The organism is Streptomyces sp. NPDC056224 (assembly GCF_042267665.1).
Taxonomy (GTDB): Bacteria; Actinomycetota; Actinomycetes; order Streptomycetales; family Streptomycetaceae; genus Streptomyces.
In genome coordinates this window covers 1-16,094 of the sequence record NZ_JBHJTK010000058.1, presented here as the reverse complement: position 1 = coordinate 16,094, position 16,094 = coordinate 1, and the positions used below count along the sequence as shown (strand labels likewise).

The window sequence follows — 16,094 nt, the reverse complement described above, 5'->3', positions numbered from 1 at the left end:
ACGGGGGCGGGGCGGGGGCGGGTGGATCAGGCGTGGAAGGGCAGGCCGGCGTCGGCGGCGAGCTCCAGGTCGTCGCCCTCGGGCGGCGGCAGGAGGGTGGCGGAGCCGTCGCTGACGGGGACCACGCCCAGTTCCAGGAGCTCGGCCATGGCCGCGCTGCCCGCCATGTCGCGGACCTGGAGCTGGTAGCGGGGGGTGGTGCGGTAGGTGCCTCCGGCGTCGTCTCCGGTGCGCTGGAGGAAACCGGACTCGGTGAGGAAGGCGGCGGCCTTGCCGACGATGCCGGTGGTGGAGCCGGCGAGGCGGCGGGCGTCCTTGGTGGCTCCGGTCGCGCTGCGCCGGGCGTAGACCCGCCAGGCGGCCTCCAGGCCTGGGGCGTCGGAGGCCGGGTCGGAGTTCTCGCCGAGCTCCTCGGCGCGCTCCTCCAGGCGGCGGCAGGTCTGCCGGACGAAGGCGTCGACGCCGTTGACCGTGACGCGGCCGATGTAGCCGTCGTCGGCGAGGTCCTCGGGGCGGGGGAAGGCGAGGGCGGCGACCGCGAGGTGGGCGAGGCCGTGCAGGAAGCGGTCTGCGGAGTCGGCGGCGGTGCGGCGGGCGTAGTCGCCCATGCGCACGGCGAAGACGGAGTCCTCGCCGGCGGCCACGGCCATTCCGGCGCGCGGGGACACCTCCAGCACGACGAGGCCGAGGCCGGTGGCGACGGCGTCGGCGAGGCGGCCGAAGGCGGAGTCCTCTCGGTAGCGCCGCAGCAGCTCGGCGTACTCGGCGTCACGGGCGGGGAGCAGCTTGGGCTGCAGCCCGAAGGCGACGAGCCGGGCCGCGTCGGCGGCGTCGGCAGGGGTCACCGCGGCGGTGGGGGCGAGCGCGACGGGAGCCGACGGCGCGTCCGGCTCGCTCCACGCGGTGTGCTCGGCGTGGTGGTCGCTCACGGGTGGGTCTCCTCGGCGGTGCGGGTGTTCCGGGTTCGGGTGGTGGGGGGTGCGGTGGCTTCGACGGCGGGCCTCCGGGCCCCGGGGCGGCGTCGCGGCGCCCCGTCGGCGGCTGCGCCGGCGCGGGCCCGGCGGCCGGGCCGGACTCCCCGCCGGCCTCCCCCGGCGACCAGGGAGGCCCGGGTACCTCGGCCGGTGGCGGACCGGGGCGGCACGAGCACCACCCCGGTCCGCCACACATCCACGGCCGCGGCCCGGTCAGCCGACGCAGGGGCGTCCACAGCACGCGCGGGCACGACCACAGCCCGGCCGGGCACCGCGCCAGCAGGCGCAGCCCCGTCAGACGGCGCAGCGGCAGCCACAGCGGACGCGGGCACGGAGACAGCCCACGCGGACTCGACGACAGCCGGCGCGGCCCGGTCAGCGGCAGCCGCCCGGACGGCGTCCCGCGGAGCGGGCGACGGCAGGGCCGGGCCCCGGCACGGCCGGGTGGGTGTGGCGGCGGCGGTCGCCGCCGGTCGCACGGGGCGGGCGGGCGGCCGGGTCACGCCGCCTCCGCGCGGTCCGCGGCCATGCCGGCCGCGTCGAGAAGCGCGGTGCCGACGATCAGGTCCGCGCCGCCGAACTCGGGGTCGTCGAGCTGCGTGCCGTCGTCCACCGCGAAGAGCAGCCGCTCCTCGCCCTGGCGGTACGCGGTGCCGACGGCCGGGCTGGCCGCGTGGACGGCCAGCAGTGCCACCAGGTACGGCAGGTCCGGGTCGCTGCGGCGGGCCTCGGCGAGCAGGCCGGACAGCCTGCGCGGGGCGTCGTGCGGAAGGTCCAGGAGCTCCTTCGCGGCGGCCAGCTGCTCCTCGCTGAAGCGGCTGTCGTCCGGCGTGGCGATGAGGTCCGGCTCGGGCATCTCCGCGCCGAGGTGCTCCCGCTCGACGGGCGGGGTGAGCAGGATGTCGACCAGGTCCCCCACCCGCACCGAGACGGGCGTGCGCAGCCCCGCGCCGGAGGCGAAGAACGCGTCCGTCACCCGCCTCGCCCGTTCCAGCGGCAGCGGCAGCAGCGGGGCCACCAGCTGCCCGTACAGGTCGATGCCGGAGCGCCGCGCGGGCGCGGCGAAGGCCTGGCGGTCCTGCTCGGCGCGGAAGAGCGGCCCGGCGTCCAGGAGCCGGGACTGGAGCTGGGTGTGGCGGCGGATGCAGTCCTTGACGATGTCGACGAGCTCGGCCGCGCGCCGCTTGTTCTCCGGCTCCTCCGCCTCGTCCCGCGCCTTGCGGATGTTGGTGAGGATCGCGTTCTCGTGGCGGTAGCGGTCGGCGACGTGGTCGAGGGCCTCCGCGATCATGTCGGGGACGGCCTGGAGCCAGTCCACCGCCCGTACGTTGCGCCGCGTCGCGTCCAGCGTGCGGCGCAGGGTCTCGGCGTACTGGACGGTGCGGTAGCGGGCCTGTTCGGCGGCGAGCTGGGCGTCCGCCAGCCGGCCCCGGCTGATCAACACCTCCAGCTTGACCTCGGCCGCGATCTGGGCGCTGGTGACGTCGGTGTCGAGGGCGCCGACCAGGACATTGACGGCTTCGTCGGTGGTGCGCAGGTAGACCGCGCCGCCGTAGCCGGGGACCTCCTCGATCAGCTTGAAGTCGTAGTCGCGGCGGACGTAGACGCCGTCGGGGCCGAAGGTGCCGTAGATCGCGCGGAAGCCGCGGTCCACGCTGCCGACGTTGATCAGGTTCTCCAGCACCCAGCGGGCGACGCGCTCGTGCTCGGCCGCGGGGCGGGCCGGGGCCTGGGCGTGGACGCGCGGCAGCAGCCTGGCCACTATCTGCTCGTGGTCGGCGCCGGTGTCGAAGTCCATGTTGAGCGTGACCAGGTCGATCGCGGCCAGCGCGACCTCCGCCATCGCGTAGACCCCGTACTCGCCCGCCAGATTGGCTTTGCGTACGTCGAGGTCGTGCAGCGGGGCGGTGCAGGCGAGGGCGCGCAGCCGCCGGGCCAGGCCCTCGTCGGCGGCCGGGCCCGGCGCCGGGGAGGGAAGGGGCTTCGCCGGGGCGGGGAGAGTCACGGACAAAGACTAGGCGCTGTCACGGACAACATCCCAAACGGCATGGTTCGGCCGGATCGTCCCCGGCCCGCCTGCTCTACGCTCGGCGCATGGCTTCCATGATCGCATCCGCTCCGGTGATCGACCTCAACGCCGATCTCGGCGAGGGCTTCGGGAGGTGGACCCTGACCGACGACGAGGCCCTGCTGTCCGTCGTCACGAGCGCGAACGTGGCGTGCGGCTTCCACGCCGGGGACCCGTCCATCATGCGCCAGGTCTGCGAGCTGGCGGCCGCGCGGGGCGTACGGATCGGCGCGCAGGTGTCCTACCGTGACCTGGCGGGCTTCGGCCGGCGCTCCATGGACGTGCCGGCCGGTGAGCTGGCCGACGAAGTGGCGTACCAGATCGGGGCCCTGGAGGTGTTCGCGCGGGCCGCCGGCTCCCGGGTGTCGTACGTGAAACCGCACGGTGCGCTCTACAACCGCACCGTGCACGACGCCGAACAGGCCGCCGCCGTGGTCGCGGGCGTCCGGATGGCGGCCGGGGCCGGCGCCACGGGCGGCCTGCCGGTGCTCGGCCTTCCCGGATCGCCGCTCCTCTCCGCCGCCGCGGAGGCCGGACTGGCTCCCGTGCCGGAGGCCTTCGCCGACCGCGCCTACACGCCGGGCGGGACGCTGGTGCCGCGCTCCGAGCCGGGGGCGGTGCTGCACGACCCCGCCGCCGTGGTGGCGCGGGCCGTACGGATGGCCGCCGAGGGGGCGGTGACGGCGACCGACGGATCCGAGGTCCCGGTCGCCGCCCGTTCGCTGTGTCTGCACGGGGACACCCCGGGCGCCGCGGAACTCGCCCGCGCGGTCCGGGAGTCGCTGGGCGCTGCCGGGGTCCGGGTGGAGGCCTTCGCGTGAGGCCCCTGGTGGTGGGCGGTGAGGCACTGCTGATCGAGCTCGGCTCGGCGGCCGAGGTCGCCGCGCTCCACGCCGAGCTGCTGCGCCGGCGGGACGCGGGCGAGCTGGGCGCCGTACGGGACCTCGTGCCCGCGGCGCGCACGGTGCTGCTGGACGGCGTACGGGACCCGGCCGGGCTGGGCGCCCGGATCTCCCGGTGGCAGGTGCCGCCCCTCGCGCAGACGCAGGGGCCGCTGGTGACGGTCCCGGTGCGGTACGACGGACCGGACCTGGCGGACTCCGCCCGGCTGTGGGGCGTGGACCCCGCGGAGGTCCCGGGCATCGTCGGCGGCACCGTCTTCCGGGTGGCCTTCTGCGGGTTCGCCCCCGGCTTCGGCTACCTGACCGGTCTGCCGGAGCGTTTCCACCTCCCCCGGCGGGCCACGCCCCGCACGGCCGTCCCTGCGGGCTCGCTGGCGCTGGCGGGCGAGTACGCGGGGGTCTATCCGCGCTCCTCCCCCGGCGGGTGGCAGCTGATCGGGTCCACCGACGGGGTGCTCTGGGACCCGGACCGGGAGCCGGCGGCGCTGTTCGCGCCCGGGGTGCGGGTGCGGTTCACGGAGGCGGCGGCGTGAGTGGGCTGCTGGTGGTACGGGCGGGGGCGCTGGCCACGGTCCAGGACCCCGGGCGCGCGGGGTACGCGCACCTGGGGGTCCCGCGCTCGGGGGCGCTGGACACGGCGGCGTACGCGCTGGCCAACCGGCTGGTCGGCAACCCGCCGGACGCGGCGGCGCTGGAGACGACCCTGGACGGGGTCGGGCTGCGGGCCCTCGCGCCGGTGACCGTGGCGGTCACGGGCGCGCCCTGTTCGGTACGGGTGGCAGGGCGCCCGGTGGCCTGGGGGGCACCGGTCGGGCTGCCGGCCGGTGCGGAGCTGGAGGTGGGCCGGGCGGAGTCGGGGCTGCGCGGCTACGTCGCGGTGCGGGGCGGCCTGGCGGTCCCGCCGGTCCTGGGCAGTCGCTCGACGGACCTGCTGTCGGGCCTGGGGCCGCCGGTCCTGTCGGCCGGGACGGTGCTGCCGGTGGGCCCGCCCGGCCCGGACCCGGTGCCGGGGGCGGACGCCTGCGGTCTGCCGGGTGCGCCCTCGGAACTGCTGCTCCCGCTGCGGCCGGGGCCCCGGGCGGACTGGTTCACGGAGGCTTCGCTCGCCGGGCTGTGGCGTTCGGTGTTCCGGGTGTCGCCGAAGTCCAACCGCATCGGCCTGCGGACGGAGGCGGGCCCCCCGCTGGTCCGTGCCCGAGCGGGTGAACTGCCCAGCGAGGGCATGGTGCTGGGCGCGGTCCAGGTCCCCCCGGACGGCCTGCCGGTGGTGTTCCTGGCCGACCACCCGGTGACGGGCGGCTACCCGGTGGTGGGCGTGGTCCCGCCGGGCCCGGCCCTGGACGCGGCGGCGCAGGCCCGGCCGGGGGTTCCCGTCAGGTTCCTCCGGTCCCGGTGAAACGTTCCGGCGGGCTTCGGCCAAGTACTGGGTGAGGGGGCCGGCCGGGTCCCCTGCGCAGGGGAGGAACCAGGGTGCGAAGCCCAGGACAGAAGACCGGACCACCGGATCTCACGACGCACGAGGGATTCGGCGCGTTCTACGAGGAGCACATCGACGCGGTGCTCGGATTCGTCACCCGCCGGGTCGCCGACCCGCACCTGGCGGCGGACCTGACGGCGGACATCTTCCTCGCGGCGATGGGATCGGCCTCCGGCTACCGGCCCAACAGGGGAGCCCCGATCGCCTGGCTGTTCGGAATAGCCCGCAACGTCCTGTCGGGACACGCCCGCGGACAGGCCCGCGAGAGCGGCGCGCTGGCGCGGCTGAGCGGGCGCCGGCTCCTCGCCGACGAGGACGTCGCGGCGCTGGAGGAACGGATCGACGCCCAGCCGGCCTTCCGCGCCCTGGCCGAGCGTCATGCCGCGCTGTCCGAACCGCTGCGCGCGGCCCTCGACCTGGTCGTCGTGGACGAACTGACCCCGGCCGAGGCCGCCCAGGCCCTCGGCGTCACCCAGGCCACCATCCGGGTCCGCCTGCACCGCGCCCGCCGCGCCCTGGGCGCCCCGGATCCCGTCCGCGATCACCAGCTGGAGGCAACCCGATGAGCAGCAGGCCCCGCGCGTTCGAGGAGCAGCTGAAGGCGGCGCTCCTGGCGCGGCTCCCCGAACCTCCCGCGCCCGCGCCCGTCCGTTCCTTCGCCGGGCGGTACGGCATCCCGCTCGCGGTCGGCGTGGCGACGTCCGCCGTCGTGGCGCTGGTGGCCGTCCCCGGCTCCGGCGGCCGCGACGGCTCGCTGCCGGCGCATCCTGCCCCGGCCACGTCGGTGGCGCCGCGCGAGCCGGTGGTGGAGCGCGACGGCAGCATCGTGATCGCCATGCCCAAGTGGGCCGAGGTGCCCGAGACGGTGCGGAAGCTGCAGGCGGTCGGGGCCAGAGTCGCCATGGTCCAGAAGAAGCCCCCGGCGGAGTGTTCGAATCCGGGCGGCGGGTACCTCGGTCCCCGGTTCGTTCCGGGCACCGGCACCGAGACCCTCGACCTCGACACGGAACCCCTCCGCGGGCGTGGCGACGGTATGAGGCTGACGATCAACGCGAAAACCGTCCCCGACGGTTACACCCTCGTCATCGGGAGAACGGCGAGGCCCATGATCCGCCAATCGGACGTCTCGGCCGGCGTGATCGAGACGGCGAAGGTGCCGTCGTGCGAGATCGACTACTCCCCGAGCCCGGAGCAGGAAGCCAAGGACATCGCCGAGGCGGACGCCGCGCGCGAGAGGCTGCGCCTGCGGGACGGCGCCGGCTCCCAGCCCCCCGCGTCACCGACCGGCACGCGGTAGCCGTGGGCGCTGCCGAAGCCGTGGGCGCTGCCGACCGGCCCCGGCCCGTCAGGGCCGGGGCCGGTCCGCGTCCGCGACGCGATGGGTCTCGATGCGGGTGGTGGAGGGCCCGGTCGTGTCCCGCGACCGCCACCGCGTCCCCGTGGCGGAGGGACCCGGGACCGTCCCTGCCGCTCCGGCCGCGGGGGCGTGCCCGTCGCCGCCTACACGGCGGATTCCGGGGCGATCCGGCTGCGCACGGCCGACTGGACGTCCTCTTCCTCCGCGGGGTCGGCCGCCAGGTGCCGCAGGCGGGGCGCCACGCGTGCGTCGGCCGTCTCCGCGTGCCGGGCCGCGACCTCCCGGGTGGTCTCCTCGCAGTCCCACAGGCATTCGACGGCGAAGCCCGCCGCGAACGAGGGGTCCGTACTGGCCAGGGCACGGGCCGCACGGCCGCGCAGGTGGGACGAGGCCGTCTCGCGGTAGATGTGGCGCAGCACGGGGGCGGCGCAGCCGATGGCGAGGCGTCCGGCCCCGTCCACCAGGGCGAACAGGCGCTGCGTGTCCGGGCCCCAGCCTCGGACGGTGGAGCGCAGGGCTCCGAGGACCAGGGCGGCGTCCTCGGCTCCGCCCCGGACGGCCAGGGTGGCCGCGGCGGCCGCTCCCAGGGCGTCGGGACGGTGGATCCAGCGCCGGGCCCGTTCGACGGCCTCCGGGCCGCACATGCGCTCGTACGCGGCCACGGCCGGCTCGTCGGCGGCGGCTTCGATGAGGTCCAGTACGGCCGGGTTGTCCTGTTCGGCGACGACCAGGTGGTGCAGGGCGGTGGCGCGGGCGGCTTCGCCGGAGGCTCCGGCCGCCGCCGCGAGGATCGCGGGACGGTCCTCGGGCGCGGCCACCGCGGAGAGGCAGCGCGCGGCGGGCACGTGCAGCGGGGTGCCACGGCGCAGGCCGTCGGCGGCCCAGTCGAAGACCGCCTGCACTCCCCAGCCCGGCCGGGGCCCGCTGGGCGTCAGCTGTCGCTGCCAGCGGTCGAAGGAGCCCTGCTGACGGGCTGCGCGCAGGCGCTCCCCGTATCGCGGTGACTCCTCCCACAGGCACCAGGGCCTGGGCTCGTACGCGTCGCGGACGGCAGCGGCCAGCCGCGCCTCGCCCTCCGCCGTGGCGGGGAATCTGGCGAGGACGGGCCTGGCGAGGCCGCGCAGCCCCTCGTCGTCGTCGCGCAGGGCGAGCTCGTCGAGGGCCCAGGCCCAGTTCGCCCCGGAGGCCGCGTAACGGCGCAGCAGCATGAGCGCGTCGTCGCGGCCGTACGAGGCCAGGTGGCCCAGCACGGACAGGGCGAGGCCCGTCCGGTGGTCCTCTTCGTCGACGAGGTCGTCGGCGCCGAAGAGGTGGGCCTCGATCTCGCCGAGGGGGCCGTCGAGGTCCAGGTACAGCCGGGCGTAGTACAAGGAGCGGTTCTCGACCTGCCAGTCCTGGCGCGGGTCGCGGAGCACGCACTGGTTGAGGGCCGCGAGGGCCTCCGCCCTGGGTGCCGCGAGGGCGTGCAGCGTGCCGTCGCCGCGGCCGCGCTGGAGGAGCCCGAGCAGGGTGCCGCTCGGCGCTATGACTGGTTCGAACATGGGAATGGCCTCAAATCAAGCTGGGGACGCAACCGGGAATCGGGATTCACAGGGCCGCGTAACAGCATGTGAGGACGTCCGCCGTCAGGTTCCGCTCGATGTAGACCATTGCCTTCTCACTCTCGTCGGTGCTCCGCGGCCATGGCGGCCGGTCCGGCAGGGGGTACGGACACCCGTTGTGTCCAGCCCGCTCCTGCCCGTCCGTCATGTTCGCGAATCGAATCCGTCGCCATGATGACCCAGGCGGTTTGTGCGCCGCGACCACATTTACGGCCGCCGTGACCAACCTGTGAGGTCGGCACGCGCCCGGGCCCCGCCCCGTCGCGGGAAAAAGCGGATTACTTGACTCCGAAGAGTTCCAGCAGGTCGGCCTTGGCGAACATGCGCGCCGTGTCCACGGCGGAGGGGGTTCCGGCGTTCGGATCGGCCCCGCCGGCGAGGAGGGCGCGGATGACCGCCCCCTCGCCCTTGAAGACGGCTCCGGCGAGCGGGGTCTGGCCGCGGTCGTTGGCGCGGTCGGCCTCCGCACCACGGGCCAGCAGGGCCGCGACGGCGTCGGCGTGGCCGTGGTAGGCGGCGAGCATGACGAGGGTGTCGCCGCGGTCGTTCGTGAGGTTCGCCGGGACTCCGGCGTCGAGGTACGCGGTGAGCGTCTCGGTCTCACCCTGACGGGCGAGGTCGAAGATCTTGGTGGCCAGTTCGATGACGTCCTCGTCGGGGACGTCCTGGGAACCGGCGCCTTCCGCGCTGCGCTCGCTCATCCTTCGTACCGCCTTTCACTCGCTGCTCGTTCCCCGGGCCGGGCGGGCAGGGGGGTGCACGGCACTGCGTCCGCACGGGTGAATCGTCAGGGTAGCGCCCGGACCTGCACATGTCCGGGCCAGGCCGAGGCAATGATCACCCTCGTCCCCCTGCGCGACGGACGCGCCAGCCGGGATGAGCCGGTCAAGTGAAAAACTCCTGGATTCACCCGTATGCACCTTTTGTCGCATTGATACTTGCTGTGAGCCTGGAAGAACTGATGGTGACTGTCCCCACCCACCAGGAGAAATTCTCATGGTCCTCTCCATCTCAGGCGTCGTCCTGCTCGGCATCATCTGCTTCCTGTTCTTCAAGAAGGACGGGATGAAGCTGACGCACGCGTTCGTCTGCTCGCTCTTCGGCTTCTTCCTCGCAGGCTCCGCCATCGCCCCCAGCATCACGGCGAGCACGGCGAGCCTCGCGAGCCTGCTCGGCGGGATCAAGCTCTAGGCCGCCGCCGATCGAAAAACACCCAGCCCCACCCGAAGTAACCGAGCATCCACAACTCCAGGAGACGCCCGTGGCCCGGCGCCCACTTCCCCGCATCCTTCAGCGCGGCACCACGTCGATGGCCCGGGGCCGCGACATCGCTCGCACGGCCGCCGACAGCGCCACGGACGTCCTCCATCCGCTCCTCACCATCGGACGCGGCCTGCGCGTCCTGGCTTCGGCCGGGCGGCGCAAATGGTCCGGAACCCCCAAGGACAAGCGTGGTCCCGCGCTGTTCCTGGGGGCCGCCTGCGTCCTGGTGGTCGCACTCGTCCCCTACGGACCGCTCGCCGCCCTGATCACCCTCATGGCGGCGGCGGCCTGGCAGGGACGCGACCGCACCCCGGTGAAGACCGGGCCCAGCGATACCGAGGCCGAACGGCTCGGCTCCCTCTACGAAGCCCTCGTGCCGTACTTCTCCATCCCGGAGGACCCGAGCCCGCTCTTCGCCCACGGCGGGGACTGGGACAAGGCCTTCAGCGGCTACGAGTTCGACGAGGCGGGCCGCATCACCCGGCTCCACATCCGCTACCCGGCCTACTTCACCGATGGCGAGGCCACCTCACGGGCCCGGATCGAGGCATTGCTGCACGCCAAGTCCGGGCGCGGACGGGAGTATCTCTTCGACTGGGACGAGGAGGGCAACCAGCTCGACCTGAGTGTGCTGGCGGCGCTGCCGACGGGCATCGCCGCCCAGCCGTTCGTCACCTCCCCCGGTGAGACCGTCCTCGGCTTCACCGACGCCGGGAACGTCCAGCGCACCCTGCCCGTCCTGGAGGGCGACGAGCCCCGGGACGTGCCGCCGGTGATCTGGCGCACCGGCCCCCGCTCCAGCGAGCCCCACCTGCTGGTCGTCGGCCAGCCCGGCAGCGGCACCTCCACCCTGCTGCGCTCCGTCGCCCTGCAGGCCCTGCGGCACGGGGGCGACCTACTGATCGTCGAGGGCGGCGGCAGCGGCGAGTACTCCTGCCTGTCCGGGCGCAGCGGCGTCCTCGGCGTGGAGTGCGGGCCCGCCGGAGCGCTGTCCACCCTGGAATGGGCCGCCCAGGAGACCGAGCGGCGCCTCATCGCCACCCACCGGGCCCGCGAGGCCGGGCGCCCGGCGCCCGAGGACACCCGCCGCCCCCTCTGGATCCTGCTCGACCGGCCCAGCGTGCTGACGCACCTCGCGGCCGCCGAGGGGGCACCCGACCCGCTCGCCCAGCTGCAGGTGCCCCTGCGGCACGGGCGGGCCGCGCACATCACCGTCGTGGTGGCCGAGCAGTTCGACCAGCTGGAGCTGCTGAGCGACGCCGTGTGGCAGCACACCCGCGCCCGGGCCGTCCTCGGGCCCGCCGCGATCCAGCAGATCGCCGACGTGCTGGGGCTGCCGCCGCACACCACGCCGACGGCCCTGGTGCCGCCGGGGCGAGGCTACGCGCGCCTCGGCTCGGGGCCGGTGCACCGGCTCCAGGTGCCGGCCACTCCGGACCCGTACGACGACGCCGCGCACCCGGCGTTCCGCCAGGCGGTGCTGGAGCTCCTGCCGGACCGGCCGGGCGGCGTGACGCTGGGCAAGGCCCTGCGGGGGCAGGCCGTCACCGCCTCGGAGATGCCGTGACCCCGCCCGGCACCGGCCGAGCCCCGTCCCCTGATCCGCGGCGGGCGCACGACGCCGGCTGCGGCGCCGCGCCGCATTGCCCCGCCACCCGAAGACCCGAGCGTACGAACGCCCGAACACGCCCGGCACGAGGACGCCCCTCCGCCGTGCGGTGCGCCGCATCCGACGACGCCGTGCGCCGGCCCACCGGGCCTCACGGGACGGCGCTTACGCCACGAACGTCCGCGGGGGTTCGGCGCCGCTGCCGGCCGCGCCCGTGCTGACCAGGGCGGCCGCCGCGGCGAGGCGGGTGGCGGCCTCCTCGGCCACCGGACCGCCCACGGTGAAGGGCAGCCGGACGTAGCCCTCGAAGGCCCCGTCCACGCCGAACCGGGGCCCCGAGGGAACCCGTACGCCGACCCGCTCCCCCACCTCGGCCAGCCGCGAGCCCGAGAGGCCGCCCGCGCGGGCCCACAGGGTCAGACCGCCCCGGGGGACCTCGAACTCCCAGTCCGGCAGTTCCCGGCGCACCGCGGCGACCAGCGCGTCCCGGTTCTCCCTGGCCTGGTCGCGCCGGATCCCGACGGCCTCCTGCCAGCCCCCGGTCCGCATCAGCCAGTTCACCGCGAGCTGTTCGAGCACCGGCGTGCCCAGGTCCGCGTAGGCGCGGGCGGCGACCAGGCTGCGGATGACGTCGGGGGCGGCGCGCACCCAGCCGATCCGCATGCCCGCCCAGAAGGCCTTGCTGGCGGATCCCACGGTGATCACGGTGCTGCCGGCCGGGTCGAAGGAGCAGACCGGGCGGGGCATCTGCAGATCCGGGTCCAGCTGGAGCTCCAGCATGGTCTCGTCGGCGACGAGGACGGTGCCCGCGGCGCGGGCGGCCGCGACCATCGCGCGGCGCTGCTCCTCGGAGGCGAGTGCGCCGGTGGGGTTGTGGAAGTCGGCCACGACGTAGGCGAGGCGCGGGGCGGAGTCCCGCAGGACCTGGCGCCAGACGTCCATGTCCCAGCCGCTCAGCCCGTCGGCCATGGCGACGGGTACGAGACGGACCCCGGCCGCGCGCATGAGCTGCAGGATGTTCGCGTACGAGGGGGACTCGACGGCGATCCGCTCCCCGCGCCCGGCGAAGAGGCTGCAGATGGCGTCGATGGCGCCCATCGCGCCGGTGGTGACCATGATCTGCTCGGGCATGGTGGGGATGCCCTGTTCGGTGTAGCGGTCGGCGAGCATCCGGCGCAGGGCGGGCAGGCCCGCCGGGTAGTCGCCGTGGGTGTGCGCGTACGGGGGCAGTTCCTCCAGCGCGCCCTGGACGGCCTTGGTGAGCCAGGGCTCGGGTGCGGGCAGGGCCGCGCAGCCGAGGTCGATCATCGAGCCGAGGGACTCGGGCGGCAGCGGCTCCAGGCCCCGGGCGGGCAGCGGGTTCCCGGCCGGTACGGAGGTCCAGCTGCCGGCGCCCCGGCGGGACTCCAGGAACCCCTCCCCGCGCAGGGCCTCGTACGCGGCGGCGACGGTGGTGCGGCTGAGGGAGAGGGCGACGGCCAGCTCGCGTTCGGCGGGCAGCCGGGCAGCGACCGGGACGCGGCCTTCGAGGACGAGGAGGCGGATCCCGTCGGCGAGGGTGCGGTACGCGGGCAGCTTGCGGGAGCCGGGTGCGGCGGCGCGGTCCTGCTGGGAGGTGATCAGACGGGCGAGCTGTGCGGCACCGACCGCTGAGGTCCATTCGGCCATTGCGTCCGGTCCACCTTCGTCGGATTGGCCTCGACAGGGGGAACCGGAGGCCGGGATTGGATTGAAGTCTGCGAACACAGACTGCCACGGGCCGATCCACCTCCACCAGGGGAGGCCCGTCCCCGTTCATCCTGCGTACCAGCACCATCCCGCGCCACGAGGGATACTGCCGCCGTGACGCACGTACGCCTTCGCCATCCGTATCTGGACCACCCGGCTCCGATTCCCTTCGCCCACCGGGGAGGGGCCTCGGACGGGCTGGAGAACACCGCCGCCGCCTTCCGCCGGGCCGCCCGGGCCGGGTACCGGTACTTCGAGACCGATGTGCACGCCACCGCCGACGGGAAACTCGTCGCCTTCCACGACGCCACGCTGGACCGGGTCACCGACGGACGGGGGCGGATCTCCGAGTTGCCCTGGAAGCGGATCCGCGAGGCCCGGGTGGGGGGCACCGAGCCCCTCGCCCTCTTCGAGGACCTGCTGGAGGAGTTCCCGGACGCCCGCTGGAACATCGACGTCAAGTCCGAGTCGGCGCTGCACCCGCTGGTCAACCTGGTCGCGCGGGCGGGCGTCTGGGACCGGGTCTGCGTGGGCTCCTTCTCCGAGAGCCGGGTGGCGCGGGCGCAGAAGATCGCCGGTCCCCGGCTGGCCACCTCCTACGGTGCGCGCGGGGTGCTCGGCCTGCGGCTGCGCTCGTACGCGATCCCGGCGGCGCTGCGCGTGGGGGCGGTGGCGGCCCAGGTTCCGGAGACCCAGGCGGGGATCCGCGTGGTCGACCGGCGCTTCGTGCGCACCGCGCACGAGCGGGGTCTGCAGGTGCACGTCTGGACCGTGAACGAACCGGAACGTATGGAGTCTCTCCTCGACCTGGGTGTCGATGGCATCATGACCGACCGGATCGACATCTTGCGCGCCGTGCTCGACCGGCGCGGGGCCTGGGCCTGACGAGGGCGCGGGTGCCCGCGCGGGCTCGTGCGGGCCGCGCGAACGGGGACCAGCGAGGGGGCACCGAATGAGTGCGCAGACGGAAGACGAAGCGGAATCCAGCTCCGAGGACGGCAGATCGGCCGCCGCCGTGAAGGACACGGCGACGGCGGAGGCGGCGGGGTCGGCGTCGGCGGCGCGCAAGCGCGAGCAGCGGGGCTGGTACTTCTACGACTTCGCCGTATCGGTGTACTCGGCGAGCGTGGTCACGGTGTTCCTCGGGCCGTACCTGACCGAGATCGCCAGGGCCGCCTCGGACGCCGAGGGCTTCGTGCACCCGCTGGGCATCCCGGTGCGGGCCGGATCCTTCTTCGCCTACTCGGTCTCGGCCTCGGTCATCCTGGCCGTCCTGCTCATGCCGCTGGTGGGGGCCGTCGCCGACCGGACCGGCCGCAAGAAGCCGATGCTCGCGGTGGCCGCGTACACGGGCGCCGCCGCGACGGCCGGGATGTTCTTCCTGGACGGTGACCGCTACCTGCTCGGCGGACTGCTGCTGATCGTGGCGAACGCCTCACTGTCCGTCTCGATGGTGCTCTACAACGCCTACCTGCCCCAGATCTCCACGCCGGACGAGCGGGACAGCGTCTCCTCGCGCGGCTGGGCCTTCGGCTACACCGCCGGCTCCGTGATGCTCGTGGTGAACCTGGTGCTCTACACGGGCCACGACTCCTTCGGTCTCACCGAGGGCGAGGCGGTGCGGATCTGCCTGGCCTCGGCGGGCCTGTGGTGGGGGGCCTTCGCACTGATCCCGCTGCGTCGGCTGCGGGACCGGGCCGTGGTCCGCGAGCCCGGCGCGACTGCGGCCGGCAGCGGCTGGAAGCAGCTCATCGCGACCTTGAAGGACATGCGGCGCTACCCGCTGACCCTGTCGTTCCTGCTCGCCTACCTGATCTACAACGACGGCGTGCAGACGGTGATCTCCCAGGCGTCGATCTACGGGTCGCAGGAGCTGGAGCTGGAGCAGTCCACCCTCATCGGGGCGGTACTGCTCGTGCAGGTGCTGGCGGTGGCCGGCGCCCTGGGCATGGGCCGGCTGGCCCGGATCTACGGCGCCAAGCGGACGATCCTCGGTTCACTGGCCGCGTGGGGGCTGACGCTGGCCGCCGGATACTTCCTGCCGGCCCGGACTCCGATGTGGTTCTTCGCGCTGGCCGCGATGATCGGGCTGGTGCTGGGCGGCAGCCAGGCGCTGTCGCGTTCCCTCTTCTCGCACCTGGTTCCGGCCGGCAAGGAGGCCGAGTACTTCTCCGCCTACGAGATGAGCGACCGCGGGCTGAGCTGGGTCGGACCCCTGGTCTTCGGCCTGACCTACCAGCTCACGGGAAGCTACCGGGACGCGATCATCTCGCTGGTGGTCTTCTTCGCACTGGGATTCGTGCTGCTGGCCAGAGTGCCGGTGCGGCGCGCGGTGGAGGCGGCAGGCAATCCTGTACCCGAGCGGATCTGAGACCGGCTCCGCGAGCGCGCCCGGCCCGGATCCGCGAACGAATTCCGAACGAATTTAGACGTTGAAGCAAAGGGCCGGTAGTGTACGCCTTTGGCCTGCCAGGCGGACCGTTACTGCGCGCATAAGAAGTGTAGACGTTGGGTGACATCTGCTGCCAGATGTGACAAAACGGGCATTGGTGGGTACAACAAGGGGCGGCACGACGGGCGACGCATGACCCGGAGCGGGAATCTATACCGCCGACCGGACGTTGACCGGATGACGACGACAGCGACACCTGTCCTGTGGGCGACAAAGCCCGGGAGGCACGATTCATGAGTGAGCGAGCTCTCCGCGGTACGCGCCTCGTGGTTACCAGCTACGAGACGGACCGCGGCATCGATCTGGCCCCGCGCCAGGCGGTGGAGTACGCATGCCAGAACGGACATCGATTTGAGATGCCGTTCTCGGTTGAGGCAGAAATTCCGCCGGAGTGGGAGTGCAAGGCGTGCGGCGCCATGGCACTCCTGGTGGACGGGGACGGGCCCGAAGAGAAGAAGGGCAAGCCTGCGCGAACGCACTGGGACATGCTCATGGAGCGGCGCACCCGCGAGGAGCTGGAGGAAGTGCTGGCCGAGAGGCTCGCGGTCCTTCGTTCCGGCGCCATGAACATTGCCGTGCATCCGCGGGACAGCCGCAAGTCCGCCTGACAGCCGGACGCAAACGAAACAAGTCGAGGGGCCCCGCCACACAGTGTGGCGGCTG

The 16,094-nt window shown here is 74.1% G+C and carries 15 protein-coding genes; 10 read left to right on the top strand and 5 right to left on the bottom strand.

Annotated elements, in window-relative coordinates:
- Window positions 1–26: 26 nt before the first annotated feature.
- Entirely contained in the window at window positions 27–929 is a 903-nt protein-coding gene (locus ACFCZ1_RS35095) for a hypothetical protein (RefSeq protein WP_376682338.1), read from the bottom strand.
- Between the two features lie 544 nt (window positions 930–1,473).
- Complete coding sequence (locus tag ACFCZ1_RS35090; protein ID WP_376682337.1) at window positions 1,474–2,979, bottom strand: hypothetical protein; 1,506 nt, start codon at window positions 2,977–2,979, stop codon at window positions 1,474–1,476.
- Between the two features lie 116 nt (window positions 2,980–3,095).
- Here ACFCZ1_RS35090 and ACFCZ1_RS35085 point away from each other — a divergent pair, with 116 nt between their 5' ends.
- From ACFCZ1_RS35085 to ACFCZ1_RS35065, 5 genes are all read left to right on the top strand, one after another.
- Window positions 3,096–3,863, top strand: a complete 768-nt coding sequence (locus tag ACFCZ1_RS35085; protein ID WP_376682355.1) for a LamB/YcsF family protein — start codon at window positions 3,096–3,098, stop codon at window positions 3,861–3,863.
- Entirely contained in the window at window positions 3,860–4,477 is a 618-nt protein-coding gene (locus tag ACFCZ1_RS35080) for an allophanate hydrolase subunit 1 (protein WP_376682336.1), read from the top strand. The genes ACFCZ1_RS35085 and ACFCZ1_RS35080 overlap by 4 nt, the downstream gene beginning before the upstream one ends.
- Window positions 4,474–5,340 carry a biotin-dependent carboxyltransferase family protein gene (locus tag ACFCZ1_RS35075; protein ID WP_376682335.1) on the top strand — a complete coding sequence of 289 codons (867 nt, stop codon included), beginning with the start codon at window positions 4,474–4,476 and terminating at the stop codon, window positions 5,338–5,340. The genes ACFCZ1_RS35080 and ACFCZ1_RS35075 overlap by 4 nt, the downstream gene beginning before the upstream one ends.
- Window positions 5,341–5,414: 74 nt before the next feature.
- Complete coding sequence (locus ACFCZ1_RS35070) at window positions 5,415–5,987, top strand: RNA polymerase sigma factor (protein ID WP_376682334.1); 573 nt, start codon at window positions 5,415–5,417, stop codon at window positions 5,985–5,987.
- A complete protein-coding gene (locus tag ACFCZ1_RS35065; protein WP_376682333.1) occupies window positions 5,984–6,718 on the top strand; it encodes a hypothetical protein in 735 nt (244 codons plus the stop codon). Before ACFCZ1_RS35070 ends, ACFCZ1_RS35065 begins: the two co-directional genes overlap by 4 nt.
- A 203-nt stretch (window positions 6,719–6,921) precedes the next feature.
- Here the strand turns inward: ACFCZ1_RS35065 and ACFCZ1_RS35060 are convergent, their stop codons facing one another.
- Together ACFCZ1_RS35060 and ACFCZ1_RS35055 are read right to left on the bottom strand one after the other, a co-directional pair.
- Window positions 6,922–8,319, bottom strand: a complete 1,398-nt coding sequence (locus tag ACFCZ1_RS35060) for a HEAT repeat domain-containing protein (protein ID WP_376682332.1) — start codon at window positions 8,317–8,319, stop codon at window positions 6,922–6,924.
- A gap of 338 nt (window positions 8,320–8,657) precedes the next feature.
- Window positions 8,658–9,080, bottom strand: coding sequence for an ankyrin repeat domain-containing protein (locus tag ACFCZ1_RS35055; RefSeq protein ID WP_376682331.1), 423 nt, complete (start codon window positions 9,078–9,080; stop codon window positions 8,658–8,660).
- 295 nt (window positions 9,081–9,375) lie between these two features.
- Between ACFCZ1_RS35055 and ACFCZ1_RS35050 the strand changes: the two genes are divergently transcribed.
- Both ACFCZ1_RS35050 and ACFCZ1_RS35045 read left to right on the top strand, forming a co-directional pair.
- Entirely contained in the window at window positions 9,376–9,570 is a 195-nt protein-coding gene (locus tag ACFCZ1_RS35050) for a hypothetical protein (protein WP_030031218.1), read from the top strand.
- A gap of 70 nt (window positions 9,571–9,640) precedes the next feature.
- Window positions 9,641–11,209 (top strand): hypothetical protein, encoded by a 1,569-nt coding sequence (locus ACFCZ1_RS35045; RefSeq protein ID WP_376682330.1) that lies wholly within the window; start codon window positions 9,641–9,643, stop codon window positions 11,207–11,209.
- Window positions 11,210–11,416: 207 nt separating this feature from the next.
- Here ACFCZ1_RS35045 and ACFCZ1_RS35040 read toward each other — a convergent pair whose 3' ends face one another.
- On the bottom strand, window positions 11,417–12,919 hold the full coding sequence (locus ACFCZ1_RS35040; protein ID WP_376682329.1) for a PLP-dependent aminotransferase family protein: 1,503 nt from the start codon (window positions 12,917–12,919) through the stop codon (window positions 11,417–11,419).
- A 174-nt stretch (window positions 12,920–13,093) separates the two neighbouring features.
- On the opposite strand from ACFCZ1_RS35040, the gene ACFCZ1_RS35035 reads away from it, so the two are divergent.
- The 3 genes from ACFCZ1_RS35035 (at window position 13,094) to ACFCZ1_RS35025 (ending at window position 16,039) form a co-directional block, all read left to right on the top strand.
- A complete protein-coding gene (locus ACFCZ1_RS35035) occupies window positions 13,094–13,864 on the top strand; it encodes a glycerophosphodiester phosphodiesterase (RefSeq protein ID WP_376682328.1) in 771 nt (256 codons plus the stop codon).
- A gap of 67 nt (window positions 13,865–13,931) precedes the next feature.
- Window positions 13,932–15,350, top strand: a complete 1,419-nt coding sequence (locus tag ACFCZ1_RS35030) for an MFS transporter (RefSeq protein ID WP_376682327.1) — start codon at window positions 13,932–13,934, stop codon at window positions 15,348–15,350.
- 314 nt (window positions 15,351–15,664) lie between these two features.
- Window positions 15,665–16,039 (top strand): RNA polymerase-binding protein RbpA, encoded by a 375-nt coding sequence (locus ACFCZ1_RS35025; protein WP_007262928.1) that lies wholly within the window; start codon window positions 15,665–15,667, stop codon window positions 16,037–16,039.
- Window positions 16,040–16,094 lie beyond the last annotated feature (55 nt).